The sequence below is a fragment of the Pseudomonas sp. Irchel s3a18 genome (assembly GCF_900187535.1).
Lineage (GTDB): Bacteria > Pseudomonadota > Gammaproteobacteria > Pseudomonadales > Pseudomonadaceae > Aquipseudomonas.
Window position 1 is genome coordinate 342,870 of sequence record NZ_FYDV01000004.1, and the last position, 17,879, is coordinate 360,748.

The 17,879-nt window shown below is 62.0% G+C and carries 10 protein-coding genes and 1 pseudogene; 7 read left to right on the forward strand and 4 right to left on the reverse strand.

Going from position 1 to position 17,879, the window contains the following annotated elements:
• Positions 1-39: 39 nt before the first annotated feature.
• Together CKW29_RS26305 and CKW29_RS08755 are read right to left on the reverse strand one after the other, a co-directional pair.
• A pseudogene (locus CKW29_RS26305) lies at positions 40-546 on the reverse strand (methyl-accepting chemotaxis protein); the annotation flags it as partial.
• A 1,505-nt stretch (positions 547-2,051) separates the two neighbouring features.
• Positions 2,052-3,722 (reverse strand): PleD family two-component system response regulator, encoded by a 1,671-nt coding sequence (locus tag CKW29_RS08755; RefSeq protein WP_095148285.1) that lies wholly within the window; start codon positions 3,720-3,722, stop codon positions 2,052-2,054.
• A gap of 285 nt (positions 3,723-4,007) precedes the next feature.
• On the opposite strand from CKW29_RS08755, the gene CKW29_RS08760 reads away from it, so the two are divergent.
• The 6 genes from CKW29_RS08760 (at position 4,008) to CKW29_RS08785 (ending at position 11,037) form a co-directional block, all read left to right on the forward strand.
• A complete protein-coding gene (locus CKW29_RS08760; RefSeq protein WP_095144823.1) occupies positions 4,008-5,075 on the forward strand; it encodes a DUF2333 family protein in 1,068 nt (355 codons plus the stop codon).
• Between the two features lie 3 nt (positions 5,076-5,078).
• On the forward strand, positions 5,079-5,636 hold the full coding sequence (locus CKW29_RS08765; RefSeq protein WP_095144824.1) for an NUDIX hydrolase: 558 nt from the start codon (positions 5,079-5,081) through the stop codon (positions 5,634-5,636).
• 289 nt (positions 5,637-5,925) lie between these two features.
• Positions 5,926-6,297 carry a translation initiation factor Sui1 gene (locus tag CKW29_RS08770; RefSeq protein WP_095144825.1) on the forward strand — a complete coding sequence of 124 codons (372 nt, stop codon included), beginning with the start codon at positions 5,926-5,928 and terminating at the stop codon, positions 6,295-6,297.
• Between the two features lie 222 nt (positions 6,298-6,519).
• The gene (speA, locus tag CKW29_RS08775) at positions 6,520-8,433 is read left to right on the forward strand and encodes an arginine decarboxylase (protein WP_095144826.1); all 1,914 of its coding nucleotides are present in this window, start codon (positions 6,520-6,522) and stop codon (positions 8,431-8,433) included.
• A 232-nt stretch (positions 8,434-8,665) separates the two neighbouring features.
• Positions 8,666-10,255: a type VI secretion system Vgr family protein gene (locus tag CKW29_RS08780; RefSeq protein ID WP_095144827.1), complete on the forward strand. Its 1,590-nt coding sequence runs from the start codon at positions 8,666-8,668 to the stop codon at positions 10,253-10,255.
• The gene (locus CKW29_RS08785) at positions 10,252-11,037 is read left to right on the forward strand and encodes a DUF4123 domain-containing protein (RefSeq protein WP_095144828.1); all 786 of its coding nucleotides are present in this window, start codon (positions 10,252-10,254) and stop codon (positions 11,035-11,037) included. Before CKW29_RS08780 ends, CKW29_RS08785 begins: the two co-directional genes overlap by 4 nt.
• Positions 11,038-11,069: 32 nt before the next feature.
• Here CKW29_RS08785 and CKW29_RS08790 read toward each other — a convergent pair whose 3' ends face one another.
• Entirely contained in the window at positions 11,070-12,419 is a 1,350-nt protein-coding gene (locus tag CKW29_RS08790) for an MATE family efflux transporter (RefSeq protein WP_095144829.1), read from the reverse strand.
• A 175-nt stretch (positions 12,420-12,594) separates the two neighbouring features.
• Between CKW29_RS08790 and CKW29_RS08795 the strand changes: the two genes are divergently transcribed.
• Positions 12,595-17,490: an alpha-2-macroglobulin gene (locus CKW29_RS08795; protein WP_095148286.1), complete on the forward strand. Its 4,896-nt coding sequence runs from the start codon at positions 12,595-12,597 to the stop codon at positions 17,488-17,490.
• 67 nt (positions 17,491-17,557) lie between these two features.
• On the opposite strand, the gene CKW29_RS08800 is transcribed toward CKW29_RS08795, so the two are convergent.
• Positions 17,558-17,851 (reverse strand): hypothetical protein, encoded by a 294-nt coding sequence (locus CKW29_RS08800; protein WP_095144831.1) that lies wholly within the window; start codon positions 17,849-17,851, stop codon positions 17,558-17,560.
• Positions 17,852-17,879: the final 28 nt, after the last annotated feature.

Sequence of the window (17,879 nt, forward strand, 5' to 3'; positions counted from 1 at the left end):
CGAGCCAACGGGGGCAAGCCCCTTGCCACGAAACAGGCGTCAGACACGAAAGGCCTGCACGGCAGTATGCAATTGCCCGCCCAGCGCCAGCAGATTCTCGCCCTGGCTGCGGCCCTCTCCGATGCGCACCAGATTCTCCCCGCCCAGTTGGTGAATGCGTTCGCTGTGGTCGCGGATTTCGCTGACCGCGCCGCTTTGTTGCGCGGTGACATCGGCGATGCGTGCGGCGGTGTCAGCGATGGTCTGGATCGCGCCGACAATTTTATCCAGCGCGCCGTCTGCCGCTTGTGCCTGACTGGCAGTGGCCTCGGCGTGTTCGACCTGCGCGCGCATGCCCTCCACCGATTGCCTTGCCGCCAGTTGCAGTGCGCCAATCAAGGTCTGGATCTCGGCCGTGGCACCGGCAGTGCGTTGCGCCAGCGAGCGAACCTCTTCGGCGACCACCGCGAAGCCGCGGCCCATCTCTCCGGCGCGGGCCGCTTCGATGGCCGCGTTCAGGGCCAGGAGGTTGGTCTGGTCGGCAATCGAGCGAATCACCGTCAGCACACTGCCGATGGTTGCCGATTCCTCGGCCAGGTGCTCGATCATTTGGGCATTGCCCTGGACTTCGCCGACCAAGGCGTGAAGCCCGGTCAGGCTCAAGCCGATCACCTGCTGCCCATGCTCGACCGCAAGGCCGGCATGACGGCTGGCTTCGGCAGCCTGGCTGGCATCGCCGACCACTTGCTGGATAGTCGCCTCCAATTCGCCAAGGGAATCACGGATCAGCGCGGTGTCGCCGGCCTGATGCTCGGCGCCGCTGTGCAGGTCGCGGCTCAGTTCGGCCAGCACGCGACTGCTGCCCGCCACTTGCTCGGCGTTTTGCCGGATGGTCCCCACCAGGTCCACCAGATACACGCGCAGGCGATTGAGCGACTCCTGTATGTCGTGCAGTTCGCGGTTGGTCGAGCCCAACTGGATGTCCCGGCTGAAGTCGCCTTCAGCCCAGGTCGAGAGCGCCGGAGCCAGGTTGGTCAGCACCCGGGCAAGGCGTCGTTGCAAGGTATCGATCAGCAGCGCAATCAACAGGATCAGGCCAATCATCACGCCCTGGATCAGCCGCACTTCACTCTGGATTTGTCCATGCTGTGCGCGGACGGCCGGCTCCAGCGCCGCAATGGCTTGCTGCACGGCGTCCAGCTTCACGTGGGCGGCGGCGCTGAGGTCGGCTCGTTTCTGGATCTGCTCGCGGGTGCGGGCCAGTTCAGCGGGGTAGCGGGCAAGCAGGCTGGACAGTTCACGCTTGAAGCCAGGGCCGGCATCTTCGACGACGGTTTTTTCGCTGCTTTCCAGGCCCATCATCGCGGCGAAGTCATCGGAGTTGGAGGCTTGACGGGTGGCGATGCCGAGCAACGGCAAGGCATCGATCAATGCGGCCTGGGCGCGGATGTTGGCGAGTTCACGCTCCACGTCGCCGGCCAGTTCGCTACGACCGCTGCTGACCAGTTTGTCGCGGGCCAGCGAGAGCTTGCCCAGGTGCTGCGCGGCGGCCAGCAGTGGCACCAGGTAAGCCGCGGTCTCGAGTGTGTTGGCGCCGGTGGCGTATTGGCTGAGTTGTTCCAGGCTCGCGCCCAGTTCGCGTTCGGCTTGTAGCAGTAGGGCTTGCGGGTCACCGGCCAGCTTGCCCGCGGCCAGCAGCTCGGTCCTGCTGAATTCATCGAGATCGGCAAGGCTTGGACGCAGGCTTTGTGCCAGGTCCACCGGCATCTCGTTCAGCTCTTTTTGCAGGGTGTCGAGGGCCTGGCTGGCGCCGCTCAGGCGCAGGGCATCGCCGCTGGCCAGGTAGTCTTCGACATTGCGCGCCACATGATTATGGAACAGCTGCGACAGGCCCAGGTAACGCTCCATCAACAGATAAGGGCGTTCCAGGGCCTTTTGCGACCACCACAATGTGGCGCCGAGTGCGATGCACACCGCGACTAACAGCAGGGTATTGAGATTGGTCAGCAACTTCAGGCGCATCGTGGGCAACCAACGACAGAAGGGAGGCGCCTGAAGTTATTGCGCTTGCGTTACAGCGTTATGACCGATTCAGTGGAATCGGATGAAAAGATGGCACTTTGCTTTGATCGGCGTGCCGCCTGAACCCGATTACGTCCGGCGTCCTTGGCGCGGTACAGCGCCGCGTCGGCCTGGCTGGCCATCATCAGGCTGTCGGAGTCTTCCAGCAGGTCGACCACGCCGGCGCTGAAGGTGCACCACAGGTCCTGCGGCTGGGCCGGGTAGTGAATCTCGGCAAAGCGCTGGCGGATTTCATCGAGCACTTTGCAGGCCGATTCGATATCGGTGTCCGGCATGACGATGGCGAACTCTTCGCCGCCGTATCGGCCAATGAAATCGGTCTTGCGCAGGCGTTGCTTGAGAAACAGCGCCAGGCTCTTGATCACCCGGTCGCCCATGGGGTGACCGTGGCTGTCGTTGACCCGCTTGAAGTGATCGATATCGAGCATCGCGAAGCTCAGTGGCTTCTGTTCGCGGCGTGCGCGGAATGAGCAGTCCTCAAGCAGTTGCAGGATATGGGTGTGGTTGTACAGGCCGGTCAGGCTGTCACGGACCATCCGCGCCTTGAGATTGCGTGCCCGGGCGGCGCGGTTGCGCACGGTGGTGATCAGGTGGCGGGGCTTGATCGGCTTGGTCAGGAAGTCGTCACCGCCTTCGCTCATGGCATCGAGCTGTTTGTCCTGGTCGTCTTCGGCCGACAGGTAAATGATTGGCACGCTGACATAACGGTCGTTGTGGCGAATCACCTTGGCCAGTTCGGTACCGGTGCAGGCCGGCATGTACATGTCGAGGATGATCAGGTCAGGCTGGAAGTCGGCCAGTTCGGCCATCGCCTGGATCGGTTCGATCAGGGTGCGGGTGACGATTCCGGCGCTGTTGAGCAGGCGCTCGGTGTGCAGGGCCTGGGCGCGAGAGTCATCGATGATCAGCACTTTATAGGGTTCGTACTGGGCGACGCAGGTCAGGACCTCGATTTTTTCCAGCAGGCTCGAGGCTTCGAGGGTGCCGGTCAGGAACTCCTGGCCACCGGCACGTACCGCCGCCAGGCGTGTCGGGGTGTCGGTTTCCAGCAGGCTGAAAAACAGCAGCGGCAGCTTATGCTCCAGTCCGGCCTGGGCTTCGGCCGCCAGTTGCAGGCCCAGGCCTGGGCCCGCGAAGTCGACATCCATGACAATCGCCGCCGGCAGTCGCTCGACCATGGATGAGCGAAAGGCCGCCACACTGTCCAGGGACTGGGCACTGAGGCCAAAGAATTCCAGTTGTTTGGCCAGGCGTTCGGCCCGGTCGTGATCCTGCAGCAAGACATAGATTGGCTTGCGCAATGGCGGCAGGAAGGTTTGTTCGAGCTGGTCGCCCTGGCGCAGGCCGGTGCGTGACAAGCGTTGCATCAACCGATTCAGGTCAGTGATCAGCCCACTGCTCAGGCGTCCGCGGTTGGCGTCGACGGCTTGCAGTGACTGGGTGATGCTGTGGGCCAGTTGGGTGTGTTCGGTCTGTTCGAAGCGCTCGGCAAAGCGCAACAGGCGCAGGTTCGCCTCACTGAGCTCCGACAGATCGGTCGCCGACCATTCGCTGCGTTGCAGGCGCTGCCATATCTCAAGAATCTGACGTGCCTGATGAATTACCCGCTGGGCAAAGTGCTGCTTGAGGCGCTCACGGCTGGGGTCTTCTGGCTCGGTCATATCCTGACTACTAGTGAGGGTGCATGCTGAGGTCGACTGGTGGCTCTATGCTAGCACCTCTTTTCGATGGCATGAGTGTCGTAAGTCAATAATCTGCAAAGCGACGTTATTCAGTTTATGACCGACTGGTCGCGTAGGCTCTGAGCCGCGCTTCCTTTATAGTGGCGGCTCGACTGTGATGCATGCAGCGCCGTGCCGGGGCAGGATTGATCCGCTCACCATCAGGCACGAAGGCGCAGGGTTGCGGTCGAACCGATGAACTCAAGTGATTGAAAGGATATCGCCATGCTGGACTGGAAGAACCGCGCAGGCAGTGCGCCTGAACGTGCCGCCGAACCCAAGTCGGCAACCCGCAGCTATTTTGGTGGTTTGCTGTTCAGCCGCGCATTGGCCACGTTGATCGGCCTTTACCTGGTGGTGACCATTGCCCTGGGTTGGTACTGGAGCAAGGAGCCGGCCTTGTTTGCGGTTCAGCAGAACGCACAAATCGCCGCCGAGAAAGAAGGCAAACAGATGGTTGTCGGGTACACCACGGTGGAAACCCTCAAGACCGTTGCCGGTACCTTGCTCGACAAGCCGGGTGGCTATATCTCCAACGACCGTTTCCCGCCGGGCCTGTGGATGGACAACATGCCGAGCTGGGAGTACGGCGTGCTGGTGCAGGTGCGCGACCTGACCCGTGCCATGCGTAAAGACTTCGCCCGCTCGCAGTCGCAATCGGCGGAAGACGCCGACCTGGCCAAGGCCGAGCCGCGCTTCAACTTCGACAACAAGAGCTGGGTGCTGCCGTCCAGTGAGTCGGAGTACCAGGAGGGCATCAACTCCCTGAGCCGCTACCAGGCACGCCTGTCGGACCCAACGCAAAAGAACGCGCTGTTCTACGCCCGTGCCGATAACCTGAACAACTGGCTGGGCGATGTGGGCACCCGTTTGGGCTCGCTGTCGCAACGCCTGTCGGCCAGTGTCGGCCGGGTCAAACTCAACACAGCGTTGAAAACCGAAGTCGTGGCCCCGGGCCAGGTGCCACAACTGGATGAAGAGGTGGTGGAAACCCCTTGGATGCAGATCGACAACGTATTCTACGAGGCGCGCGGCCAGGCTTGGGCGCTGTCGCATTTGTTGCGCGCCATTGAAGTCGACTTTGCCGACGTACTGGCGAAGAAGAACGCGACCGTCAGCGTGCGACAGATCATTCGTGAGCTGGAAGCATCCCAGGAGACACTCTGGAGCCCGATGATCCTCAACGGCAGCGGCTTCGGTCCATTGGCCAACCACTCGCTGGTCATGGCCAACTACATTTCGCGGGCCAATGCGGCGGTGATCGACCTGCGCCAACTGCTCAACCAGGGCTGAGTCATGGTCGATAACTCCCGGGAGGCCGCCCATCGCGCGGCCTCGGATGCCGAGCAGATTGCCTGGGTCGACGAGCAGGACAATCTGCTCGGCTCCCTGGTGCGTGCGGATTTGCGCGCGCGCGGCCTGATCGGGCGCGGCACTTACATCATGCTGTTCAACTCCGCGGGCGACCTGTGTGTGCACCAGCGCACCTACAGCAAGGCCATCTACCCGGGGTTCTGGGATGTGGCGGCGGGCGGCATGGTGTTGGCGACGGAAACCTACGCCGAATCGGCGGCCAGGGAACTGGCGGAGGAACTGGGTGTGAGTGGTGTGCCATTGACCGCCCACGACCACTTTTTCTTCGAAGACACCGGTAACCGGCTCTGGTGTTCGGCATTTTCGGCGGTCTGGGACGGGCCTTTGATCCTGCAGCCGGAGGAAGTGCTCCAGGCGCGCTTTATTCCGATCGAACAGGTCATGCAGGAAATCCACCAAAAGCCTTACTGCCCGGACTCTTTGGCGGCCTTGAAACGCTATCTGCGCTCGATCGGGGCCGACGTCGCAAAAGATGTATAAATTGGCGCCGATTGGCTCTTAGCAAGTACGCTTTTTGTCGTTACACTGCGCGACCTTTTCAAGCTGGACCGGGTTGCTTTTTGTAGGAGCGAGCTTGCTCGCGAAGAACGCAAGGATGACGGGTGCTGTCTGAGTGCACGCGTTATTGTTGACGTCCATCGCGAGCAAGCTCGCTCCTGCAGGGTTGTACCGGTCCAGTAGCGCTGCCCCTGCCTGAGTGGGGCTTCGCGGTCGATAGCACGTGCCTACGTTGCTGCGACCAGTCTTTGTCCTCCCAAGAGGATTGCCGGTGGCCAAAAAAGCCGCATCCTTCGCCGCCCTTGGTGGCTTGGTATTTTCCACCGACGCAGGTCGACATTGCCCGGACTGTAGCCAGCCGGTGGCAGCCTGCATCTGCAAACAAACCGTTATCCCGGCCGGCGACGGCATCGCGCGCGTGCGTCGCGAAAGCAAGGGCCGTGGCGGCAAGACGGTGACCACCATCAGCGGTGTGCCGTTGGCTGAAGACGCGCTCAAGGAGTTGGCCACCACGTTGAAAAAACGCTGTGGTACCGGTGGCGCGTTGAAGGACGGGGTCATCGAAATCCAGGGTGATCATGTCGAGCTACTCTTGGCTGAGCTGATCAAGCACGGTTTCAAAGCGAAGAAATCCGGCGGCTAGCAGCCTCTGTGAAGACCACTCCGACTTGATGCAGGCCTGATCCGATTCAGGTGTGGTGTCGTCTCCAGGGTTTTCACAGAGCCTGTTCTGACCGGTTTCTAAACTCAGCGCTGCATCCGGGGTCTATTCCCTCGTTGCAGGCTAATCGTCATTTACATTCTTTAAGCTGCGCCAGCCCTCAACCCGGGAGGCGCTCTCTGACTTTATTTATAGGGGACTTCGATGTCCGTACGACGCACACGCAAAGACGATGGCAGCCAATGGACAGTTGCGGACAGCCGCAGTGTTTACGGGATTCGCCATTGGGGGGCCGGGTATTTCGCGATCAATGACGCCGGTCGCGTCGAAGTTCGTCCGAACGGTCCGACCAGTTCGCCTATCGACCTGTTCGAGCAAGTCGACCAGCTGCGTAAAAGCGGCCTGTCCTTGCCATTGCTGGTCCGTTTCCCGGACATCCTGCAAGACCGTGTCCGCCAGTTGACCGGTGCCTTCGATGCCAACATCGAACGCCTGGAATATCAGAGCAAGTACACCGCGCTGTACCCGATCAAGGTCAACCAGCAGGAAGCGGTGATCGAAAACATCATCGCTACCCAGAACGTTTCCATCGGCCTGGAGGCCGGCTCCAAGCCCGAGCTGCTGGCCGTACTGGCCCTGGCGCCGAAGGGCGGCACCATCGTCTGCAACGGTTACAAGGACCGTGAGTTCATCCGCCTGGCGCTGATGGGCCAGAAGCTGGGCCACAACGTGTTCATCGTGATCGAGAAAGAATCCGAGGTCGGCCTGGTGATCGAGGAATCCGCCTCGCTGAAGGTCAAGCCTCAGGTCGGCCTGCGGGTTCGCCTGTCGTCCCTGGCATCGAGCAAATGGGCCGACACCGGTGGCGAGAAATCCAAGTTCGGTCTGTCGGCGGCGCAGCTGCTGTCGGTGGTCGAGCGCTTCCGCGCGGCGGGCCTGGACCAGGGCATTCGCCTGCTGCACTTCCACATGGGCTCGCAGATCGCCAACCTGGCGGACTACCAGCACGGTTTCAAGGAAGCGATCCGTTACTACGGTGAATTGCGCAATCTGGGCCTGCCGGTCGATCACATCGACGTCGGTGGCGGGCTGGGCGTGGACTACGACGGCACGCACTCGCGTAACGCCAGTTCGATCAACTACGACATGGACGATTACGCCGGTGTCGTGGTCGGTATGCTCAAGGAATTCTGCGACGCGCAGAGCCTGCCGCACCCGAACATCTTCTCCGAGAGTGGCCGCTCCCTGACCGCTCACCATGCCATGCTGGTGGTGCAAGTGACGGACGTCGAGAAGCACAACGACGACGTGCCGAAGATCGCCAACAAGGAGGAACTGCCGGAAACCGTACAGTGGCTGGTGGACCTGCTGGGCCCGACCGACATCGAGATGGTCACCGAAACCTACTGGCGCGCGACTCACTACATGAGCGACGTGGCGACCCAGTACGCCGATGGCAAGCTGACCCTGGCCGAAAAAGCCCTGGCCGAGCAATGCTACTTCGCCGTGTGCCGTCGCCTGCACAACTCGTTGAAGGCACGTCAGCGCTCGCACCGCCAGGTGCTCGATGAACTCAATGACAAGCTGGCCGACAAGTACATCTGCAACTTCTCGGTATTCCAGAGCCTGCCCGACACCTGGGCCATCGGCCAGGTCCTGCCGATCCTGCCGCTGCACCGTCTCGACGAAGAGCCGCTGCGCCGCGCCGTGCTGCAAGACCTGACCTGCGACTCCGATGGCAAGATCAAGCAGTACGTCGACGAGCAGAGCATTGAAACCAGCTTGCCGGTGCATGCACTGAACGACGGTGAAGACTACCTGCTGGGGATTTTCCTGGTGGGCGCCTACCAGGAAATCCTGGGCGATATGCATAACCTGTTCGGTGACACCGACTCGGTGAACATCTACCAGAATGCCGATGGCAGTGTTTACCACGCCGGTATCGAGACCCACGACACCATCGAAGACATGCTGCGTTATGTGCACTTGTCGCCAGAAGAACTGATGACGCACTACCGCGACAAGGTAGCCAGCGCCCGAATCAGTGCTTCCGAGCGCACTCAGTTCCTCGACGCGTTGCGTCTGGGCCTGACTCGTTCGTCTTACCTGTCTTCCTGAGGTCAGTCACCGCTGTGACCAGGCTGTCTGAAAGTTTTCCGTACGCTACGGAAGTTTCAGATAGCCCGGTGCGGCGGTTCTTCATTTTTATAGAGATATTTAGTTGCGTCGCACAATCAATGTTGGCGCTTCTTCATTTCGCGTAGTCTTTTTCCCAAGTTGTATTTCGGCACTCTACTCGGCCATGTCTCTCAGCGAGAATCCCCGGCCGCCCTCCTGTAGAGATACGTCGATGTCCGATCCAGTCAACGAGCCGTCATTTCGCCTGGAGATAGCGGGCCAGTCCCAAGCCTTTACGGTTGTCGCCTTTACCGGCTACGAGTCCATCAGTACGCCCTTTGTTTTCAGGCTGGAATTGCAACTCGATGAAAAGCAACTGGACCTTGCCAGCCTGATGTATCGCCCGGCCTATCTGTGCTTGGGGGAGGCGGGCGTCGGTATCCACGGACAGATTCATGACCTGGTGCAGCTTCACAGCGGCGCGAATCCGGGACTCTGGCGGGTGTCGCTTGGACCGAAGCTGACCTGTCTGGGGCAACGTTTCAGTCAACGGATCTTCAGCCGGCAGTCGGTCCCGCAGATCCTTGCCCAGGTCCTGAGGGAGCATGGTATCGGTGGGGAGGCCTGTCGGTTTGTGCTTCAGGACGATTACCCGGCGCTGGATTTCTGTACGCAGTACCGTGAGTCCGACCTGGCATTTGTTCAGCGCCTGTGCGAACAGGCGCGGATTCATTACTACTTCCTGCATTGCAGGGGTAGTCATTGCCTGGTCTTTACCGACACCCTGAGTCGCGAACCCGTTGTTACAAGCGAGTCCTTTGATGTCGAGGGTGCCGCACTTGCAGTCAAGCACTTCAAGGTGCATGCGCAAACACGGGAGGGTGACCCGCAGTACCCTGCATCGATCCACGCAGAAGCCGAAACAGACCTGTCGACGCTGCGCAGCGGTCAGGTTCTGGCGTTGTCGGAGCATCCCTGTGCGGCGTGGAACGGTCAGTGGTTGCTGACCCGGGTCGAGCACACCGGCCGCTCCATGCCGGTGCCACATTACTGCAACCGCCTGTGGGCGATACCTGCTGACAGGCCGTTCGAGCCTGGCGAGCCACACCCGAAACCTCGAATGAGCAGCATCCAGCGTGGCTGGATAGTCGATGTCGAGGGCGCGCACAGCGACTCGGCGAGGCGGGTCGCGGTGCAGTTCGACTGGTTGTATCAGGGCGAAGGCGCCAGCCCGAGTCATTGCTGGCTACCGGTTTCCACTCTGTTGTCGGACGAGGCGGTTGCAGGCCTCACCGCTGGGGTGGAGGTCTGTGTGAGCTTCATCGATGGCGATCCTGACCAGCCATTGATCACGGGGATATTTCAGCCGTCGATACGACCTGGGGACGCAGTGCTGCCTTCTGAAACCCGTCCGGCCTCAGGCAGCGAGGCCTTGCTGCAACTCCAGATCAACGCGGCGATGTTTGTGGGCACCGAGCAGCAGGTTCAGCTCTCCGGTGGTCAGGCGCTGACTGTTGATCCCCACTCACAGCGGCACTTCAAGGTAGGGTGCAGTGAGGTGCGTTTTGACGGTGCCGACATTCGCTTGTCCAGCCCGAACATTCATCTCAAGGCTTCGAAGCCAGCACCGGTCAAGGTAATGACTGCGCAGAGTGCGGCGCTAACTCCGGCTGCGCACCATGATTGGCTGGCACAGGTCCGGTGCAGTCAACCGCTGGTGCTGCTCTGCCTGTTGCCGGGAGGGGGGAGCTTGCGCTATTGCCGGCTAACGATCTGCGTCTGTCGCATGGCCACCGGGTTTGGTCAAAGTGGTGTGGCATGAGTGCGCCCCAGGCGGCTCAATGGTTTTTGCTGGATGTCCCGGGTGCGCCGGACGCCGGGCGGAATCTGCAGCAGTGCTTTGCCGAAGCGCCGTGCCATGGGTTGTTCGAGAACACCGATCTGCATGACTTGCGTGACCAGGGGCCGCAGTTGGTTGAACTGTCGAGCCAACCGACACTGGCGCAATGCGTTCACGAGGCGCCGCTGGATTGGCCGGGCCTGTTGCTGGAGACATCGGCCTCGGCGCAGCCGTTGCTCGGACACCTGCGACGGATGCTCACGGTCACGTTCGGGCTTCACTACAAAGGCCTGCTTAGTTACTACAACCCCTACACTGCCAGCTACTTCTTTGATGGCTGCGATGCCCGCGATTTGAGCCGCTGGCTGGGGCCGATCGACAAGCTGTACTGGTACGGCGGCACTTGGGCGGACCGGGCGCTGGGCTGCCTGGGGTGGCAGCAATTGAGCCGTCCGCCCTTGTCGGTCAGCGAACTGGCGATCGAAGACAACCTCAGCTTGCGTCAGCAGGGCCAATTGCAGGCGTGCATGCTGGAACGGCACGCCTGGTGCTGGAGCCAGACTACAGGGTATGACTACGGCTTGATCTGGTCCTGTGTGCAGGAAGGGCTCGAGCAGGGCTTCAGCGACAGAGCCGTGCTGGATGGCTGGCTGCGACTGCGCTTGCAGTACCCGTCAGTTGCACTGGATGCGCCGTTGCCGGGACGCACTCAGCAGGAGCGGCTCGACAGTTTGCGCAACCGTTGGCAGAACGGCCCATCCTGAAACTCGGACCCTGGCGGGTATTTGTGGCCGGCTCAGTGGGCGTGGCCGGCAAACCATCCGTCGTGCTTGCGCAAGTGCCAGGCGAAGGCAGCCAGGGTGAGGCTGCGCAGCACCATGAACAGCAGGAAGGTCAGCCAGAGTCCATGGTTGCCCAACCCTTGCAGCGCCCAGGCAAATGGCAGCAGCAGGATGACCGTCAAGAGCATGCCGTTGCGCATTTCCCGCGCGCGGGTAGCGCCGATGAACAGGCCATCGAGCAAGTAGCTCCAGACCGCAATCAACGGCAATACCGCGAGGTACGGCAAGTAGACGAAGGCGGTGTCGCGCACACTCGGTATGTCTGTCTGCAGGGCAATGAACAGATGGCCGGCGCACAGGAATAGCAGGGCAAAGCCCAGGCTGGCGATCAATGACCAGCCGCAGGCCACGACCAGTGAACGGCGCAAGGTCTCACGGTCACGGGCACCGATGGCGTGGCCACAGAGTGCTTCCACGGCATGGGCCAGGCCATCCAGGGCATGGGCGGTCAGGAGCAAACCGTTGAGCAGCAGGGCATTGGCGGCGACCGTCGCGTCGCCCAGGCGCGCGCCTTGAACCGTGACCATGAAGAACACCGATTGCAGCAGCAGGCTGCGGATGAAGATGTCGCGGTTGACCGCCAACAGGGGGCGCCAGCTCTGCCAGAGCGCCAGTGCAGCCCAGGCGATGTGCCCGGGGTAGGCACGCAGGGCGCTGCGGGTCATGGCCAGACCCAGCAGGGCGCCGGTCCATTCGGCGATCACCGAGGCGCGTGCCGAGCCGACGACGCCCCACTCAAGGCCAATGACGAACCACAGGTTCAGGGCGATGTTCACCAGATTGGTGGTCAACAGTATCGCCAGCGGCGCACGGGCGTTCTGGGTCCCGAGGAACCAGCCGACCAACGCATAGCTGGCGAGGGCGGCGGGCAGGCCAAACAGACGGGTATGGAAAAAGTCCCGGGTCAGTTGGTCAAGCTCGGCGGACGGTTGCATGAAGTGCAGCGCCACGCCACTGAGCGGCACGCCCAGCGCACCGAGTAGCAAGGCCAGGCCCAGCGCCAGCAACAAGCCCTGTAGCAGGATCTGCCGCAACGCCGCGCCGTCGCCCCGTCCCGCGGCCTGCGCGGCGAAGCCGGTGGAGCCCATGCGCAGAAAACCCATGGCCCAGGCCAGGAAGGTGTACAGGCTCGCACCCACCGCCACCGCCCCCAACTGATGGGCATGGGGCAGGTGGCCGATCACGGTGCTGTCGACCAGCGCCACCAGCGGCACGGAAATGTTCGAAAGAATCATCGGCGCGGCCAGCGCCCAGACACGACGATGGGTGGCACGATCGCGCCAGTCGGTGATCAGGGTAGACATTCAGGCTCCTTGCGAGAGCGGGTATTGTAGCGGTAGATCCTGAAAGGGGGTGGAAGTCGGAAAGGGGCAGGTCGTGCTTGAGAACCCATCTCCCCCGCCGTCGGTCAATCTGATCAGCCCTGCAAGCGCTTGGGCTATAGTTACCCCCTTCGATACTCCTGCCCGCGAGTGCCCCATGCTTAACAAAGGATTGTTCCTGGCTTGTGTACTGACACTGCTCAGCGCCTGCGATTCATCGACCCCCGACAAGACAGCGGCCCCCGCCGCGCCAGCTGCAACGGCCACGGCACCCAAGGCCGTGCAGGACATGGCCGTGCTGAAACAGCGTTATGTCGGGCGTGAACTGAGCGTGGTGGATGTCTCGGAAATCCAGCTCGATGGCGCCAGCACCTTGTCGGTGAGTTTCTCGGTGCCGCTGGACCCGCAGCAGAAATTCGCGGACAAATTGCACCTGGTGGACAGCAAGAGCGGCAAGGTCGATGGCGCGTGGGAGCTTGCCGACAACCTGATGGAACTGCGCCTGCGTCACCTTGAGCCGCAGCGCAAACTGGTACTCACCGTCGATGCCGGGCTGGTGGGGGTCAACGACGCGAAGCTGGCCGCCGAATTTGTCAGCCGCCTGGAAACCCGTGACCTGCAACCGACCGTGGGCTTTGCCAGTCGTGGCACCTTGTTGCCGACCCGCCTGGCGGAAGGGTTACCTGTGATTGCCTTGAACGTCGACAAGATCGATGTCGAGTTCTTCCGTATCAAATCCGAATCGCTGCCGGCGTTCCTCGCCCAGTGGGGCCGCAACAACAGCCTGCAAAGCTACGAATCCCGCGAACTGCTGCCCATGGGCGAGCTAGTGTATGGCGGTCGTTTCGACCTGAACCCGGCACGCAACACTCGCGAAACCCTATTGCTGCCGATTTCCGGCCTCAAGCCGTTGCAGCAGCCAGGCGTCTATCTGGCGGTGATGCGTGCCTCCGGTACGTACAACTACTCGCAACCGGCTACCCTGTTCACCCTCAGTGACATTGGCCTCTCGGTGCACCGTTACCAGAATCGCCTGGACGTGTTCACCCAGGCGCTGGATGGCGGCAAGGCCCTCGACGGCATCAGCCTGGAGCTGCTCGACGCCGATGGCCGGATGGTTGCCCAAGGCAAGACCGGGCAGGGCGGCCATGCCGAGTTGCCGCTGCCGAAAAAGGCCGAAGTGCTGCTGGCCCATCAGGGCGAACAGACCAGCCTGCTGCGACTCAACAGTGCAGCACTGGATCTGGCCGAGTTCAACATTGCCGGCCCGCAGGCCCACCCGTTGCAGTTTTTCGTGTTTGGCCCGCGTGACCTCTACCGTCCCGGCGAAACCGTACTGCTCAATGCCTTGTTGCGAGACAAGGACGGCAACGCGGTCAAGCCGCAGCCGGTCAGCGTTGAAGTGCGGCGCCCGGATGAGCAGGTCAGCCGCAAGTTTGTCTGGGATGCCGATGCGTCCGGCCTCTATCAGTATCAACTGCAACTGGCCGCTGAAGCACCGACCGGGCGCTGGCAATTGGTGTTCGACCTGGGTGACGGCAAACCGCAGCTCTACGAGTTCCTGGTGGAAGACTTCCTGCCCGAGCGCCTGGCCCTGGAACTCAAGGGCAGCGATGTACCGATCAAGCCCGCCGACACCGCCGAAGTCGCGGTCAGTGGTCGTTACCTGTACGGCGCACCTGCCGCAGGCAATCGCTTGAGCGGTCAGGTGTACGTGCGGCCGTTGCGTGAAGCGGTCAAGAGCTTGCCCGGGTATCAGTTCGGCTCGGTCACCGAAGAGGAGTTGAGCCAGGACCTGGAGCTGGAAGAAACCGCCCTGGATGAAGACGGCGAAGTCCTGATCTCCCTGGACAGCAAGTGGGCCGAGGTCAAGTCGCCGCTGCAACTGATCGTCCAGGCCAGCCTGCAAGAGTCCGGTGGCCGGCCGATTACCCGGCGCGTGGTGCAACCGGTATGGCCGGCGGACCGCATGCCGGGGCTGCGTGCCTTGTTCGATGGTGCAGAAACCGGCGGCGACGGGCCGGTCGAATTCGAACTGTTGGTAGCCAACCCTGAAGGCCAGAAACTGGCGGCCGACAACCTCAAGGTGCGCTTGATCCAGGAGCGCCGCGACTACTACTGGAACTACTCGGACAACGATGGCTGGAGCTATCACTTCAACGAGAAGTTCCTCAACCTGGCCGAAGAGTCCGTCAGCATCAAGGCCGGTGGCACGGCCAAGGTCAGTTTCCCGGTGGAATGGGGACCTTACCGCGTCGAAGTCGAAGACCCGCAGACCGGCGTCGTCAGCAGCCTGCGCTTCTGGGCCGGCTACCGCGCCCAGGACAACGCCGAAGGCGGCGCGGTACGTCCGGACCAGGTGAAGCTGGCCCTGGACAAGCCCGCCTATGGTGATGGCGACACGGCCAACGTCACGGTCACGCCGCCGGCGGCCGGCAAAGGGTATCTGCTGGTGGAATCGGCGGATGGCCCGTTGTGGTGGCAGGCCATCGATGTGCCGGCCGAAGGTAAAAGCTTTGCGGTGAAACTCGATCCGAAGTGGTCGCGCCACGACCTGTATGTCAGCGCACTGGTGATTCGTCCCGGCGAGCGCAAGGCTAACGTCACCCCCAAGCGCGCGGTTGGCGTGTTGCATCTGCCGCTGGACCGGACTCAGCGCAAGCTCGGCCTGAGCCTGACGGTGCCGGAGAAAATGCGCCCGAAACAACCGCTGAGCGTGAAGATTCAAGCGAAGAACGCCGATGGCAGTGTGCCGAAACAGGTGCATGTGCTGCTGGCTGCCGTTGATGTCGGCATCCTCAATATCACCGAATACCCGACCCCGGATCCTTACTCCAGCCTGTTCGGTCGCAAAGCCTATGGTGCCGACCAACTGGACGTTTACGGGCAATTGATCGAAGCCGGGCAGGGCCGGCTGGCCAGCCTGGCGTTCGGGGGCGACGCGGCACTGGCCAAGGGTGGCAAGCGCCCTGATACCAGCGTGACCATCGTTGCGCTGCAAAGCGCACCGGTCACCCTGAACGAGCAGGGTGAAGGCGAGGTCAGCGTCGACATCCCGGATTTCAACGGTGAACTGCGCGTGATGGCCCAGGCCTGGACCGATGAACGCTACGGCATGGCTGAAGGCAAAACCGTGATCGCCGCGCCCTTGATCGCCGAACTGTCGGCACCGCGCTTCCTCGCCGGTGGCGACCAGACCACCCTGGCGTTGGACCTGTCGAACCTCTCGGGCAAGGCACAGAAGCTGGAGGTGCAACTGAGCACCGATGGCCAACTGGACGTGGTGGGCGAGACGGCGCACAGCGTGGCATTGACCCAGGGCCAGCGCACCACGCTGCACATTCCTGTGCGCGCGTTGGGTGGTTTCGGTCAGGGCAAGGTCAAGGTCCTGGTCAACGGTCTTGATCTGCCGGGCGAGAGCCTGCCGCCGTTCACCCGCGAGTGGACCCTGGGGGTGCGTCCGGCGTATCCAGCGATGCTCAAGCACTATCGCGCGGTGCTCAAGGACCAGCCGTGGAGCTTGCCTGAAGGGCAGTTGTCGCAGTTCGAAGTGGCCGGGCGTGAAGCCTTGCTCAGCCTGTCGAGCCGGCCGCCGCTGAACCTTGGCGAACAGATTCGCGCGCTCAAGGCTTACCCTTACGGTTGCCTGGAGCAAACCGCCAGCGGGCTCTACCCATCACTGTATGCCGATGCTGCCAGCCTGAAACGTCTGGGGCTGGAAGGTGATCCGGACGCCGAGCGCAAGCGCAAGATCGAGTTGGGTATCGAGCGCTTGTTGGGCATGCAGCGCTACAACGGCAGCTTTGGCCTATGGGGCGCCGATGGCGAAGAGGAGTACTGGTTGACGGCTTATGTCACGGACTTCCTGCTGCGTGCGCGTGACCAGGGTTTTGCCGTACCGCCCGAGGCCCTGAAAAAGGCCAGTGAACGACTGTTGCGCTACCTGCAGGAGCGCAACCTGATCGAAGTGAACTACAGCGAAAACGCCGAACACACCCGCTTTGCCGTACAGGCGTATGCAGGCCTGGTGCTGGCTCGCAGCCAACAGGCCCCTCTGGGGGCGCTGCGCAGTCTGTTCGAGCGCCGTAGCGATGCCCGCTCCGGCCTGCCGTTGGTGCAACTGTCGATTGCCTTGCAGAAAATGGGCGATCAACCCCGTGCCAAACAAGCGTTGCTGGCCGGGCTTGCAGCGTCACGTCAACCGAACGACTGGCTGGCCGACTACGGTAGCCCGCTGCGGGATCAGGCGTTGATCCTGGCGTTGCTGGAGGAGAACGACCTGGGCCAGGGGGCGCTCGAAGAGCGTTTGTTCGAGCTGTCCGATCAACTGGCGGCCAGCCCGTATCTGTCGACACAGGAGCGTAATGCGTTGTTCCTCGCTGGCCGTGGTTTGCTGGGCAAGCCGGAAGCCAACTGGAGCGCGCAATTGAGCAGTGGCAACGAAACCCGTGAACTGAACAACAACCAGCCGGGGCTCAAGCTGGAAGGGCCGTTGCTGGCCTCGCCGCTGTCCCTGCGCAACGAAGGCAGCGAGCCGGTCTACCAGCAGCTGACGATCTCCGGTTATCCACAACACGCGCCGGTACCGGGTGGCGAGAACCTGAGGATTCGCCGCGAATACCTGGGCATGAACGGCCAGCTGTTGGACCTTAGTGACCTGGCCAGCGGCGATCTGGTGCTGGTGCACATTGCCGTCAGCGCCAAACAGCGCGTGCCGGATGCCTTGGTGGTGGACTTGTTGCCGGCGGGCCTGGAGCTGGAAAACCAGAACCTGGCACAAAGCGCCGCGAGCCTGGAAAACGCCAGCAGCCAGGTCAAGGAGTGGCGCGAGTCAATGCAGAACGCCAGCCTCAAGCACCAGGAGTTCCGCGATGACCGTTACGTGGCGGCAATGAATCTGGAGGGTCGCGATACCTCGCACTTGCTGTACCTGGCACGGGCCGTCACCCCGGGCATCTACCGCGTACCGCCACCGCAAGTGGAGTCGATGTACCGGCCGAACTGGCAGGCCGTGGGTGAAACCGTACCGCAGATGGTGATCAAGGGGCGCTGAATACCCTCGGGGAATTGATCGTTCCCGCGCGCGCGTGGGAACGATCAAGTTGGGGCGCTGATCCGAATCAGTGAATCACCCAGCTCAGCACCCACAGCCCCAGCATCAGCCAGATAATCCCGACGATAACCGATGCGCGCATGAAGGCGCGAATGGCCGAGTACAGCAGCATCAAACCGATGAGCAATGCGATGATGCTGATGACCGAAGTGTCCATGCCCAGTGCTTGCGACAGACCTTCGACAAAATTGCCACCGGCGGAAGTCAAGGTATTGAACAACCCACTGAGCACCTCGACGATGAACCGGATGACCGACCCCAGCGCCTGGCCGAGCCACTCGAAAAAGCTTTCTACCTGCATGTGTGCGTCCTGATGAAAGTCTGTAAGG

What these genes read in the sequence shown, in the direction of transcription:
- CKW29_RS08800 (WP_095144831.1), bottom strand. Translation starts at nt 17,851, where the DNA reads ATGCAGGTAGAAAGCTTTTTCGAGTGGCTCGGCCAGGCGCTGGGGTCG.
- CKW29_RS08795 (WP_095148286.1), top strand. Translation starts at nt 12,595, where the DNA reads ATGCTTAACAAAGGATTGTTCCTGGCTTGTGTACTGACACTGCTCAGC.
- CKW29_RS08785 (WP_095144828.1), top strand. Translation starts at nt 10,252, where the DNA reads ATGAGTGCGCCCCAGGCGGCTCAATGGTTTTTGCTGGATGTCCCGGGT.
- CKW29_RS08755 (WP_095148285.1), bottom strand. Translation starts at nt 3,722, where the DNA reads ATGACCGAGCCAGAAGACCCCAGCCGTGAGCGCCTCAAGCAGCACTTT.
- CKW29_RS08790 (WP_095144829.1), bottom strand. Translation starts at nt 12,419, where the DNA reads ATGTCTACCCTGATCACCGACTGGCGCGATCGTGCCACCCATCGTCGT.
- CKW29_RS08760 (WP_095144823.1), top strand. Translation starts at nt 4,008, where the DNA reads ATGCTGGACTGGAAGAACCGCGCAGGCAGTGCGCCTGAACGTGCCGCC.
- CKW29_RS08780 (WP_095144827.1), top strand. Translation starts at nt 8,666, where the DNA reads ATGTCCGATCCAGTCAACGAGCCGTCATTTCGCCTGGAGATAGCGGGC.
- CKW29_RS08765 (WP_095144824.1), top strand. Translation starts at nt 5,079, where the DNA reads ATGGTCGATAACTCCCGGGAGGCCGCCCATCGCGCGGCCTCGGATGCC.
- speA (WP_095144826.1), top strand. Translation starts at nt 6,520, where the DNA reads ATGTCCGTACGACGCACACGCAAAGACGATGGCAGCCAATGGACAGTT.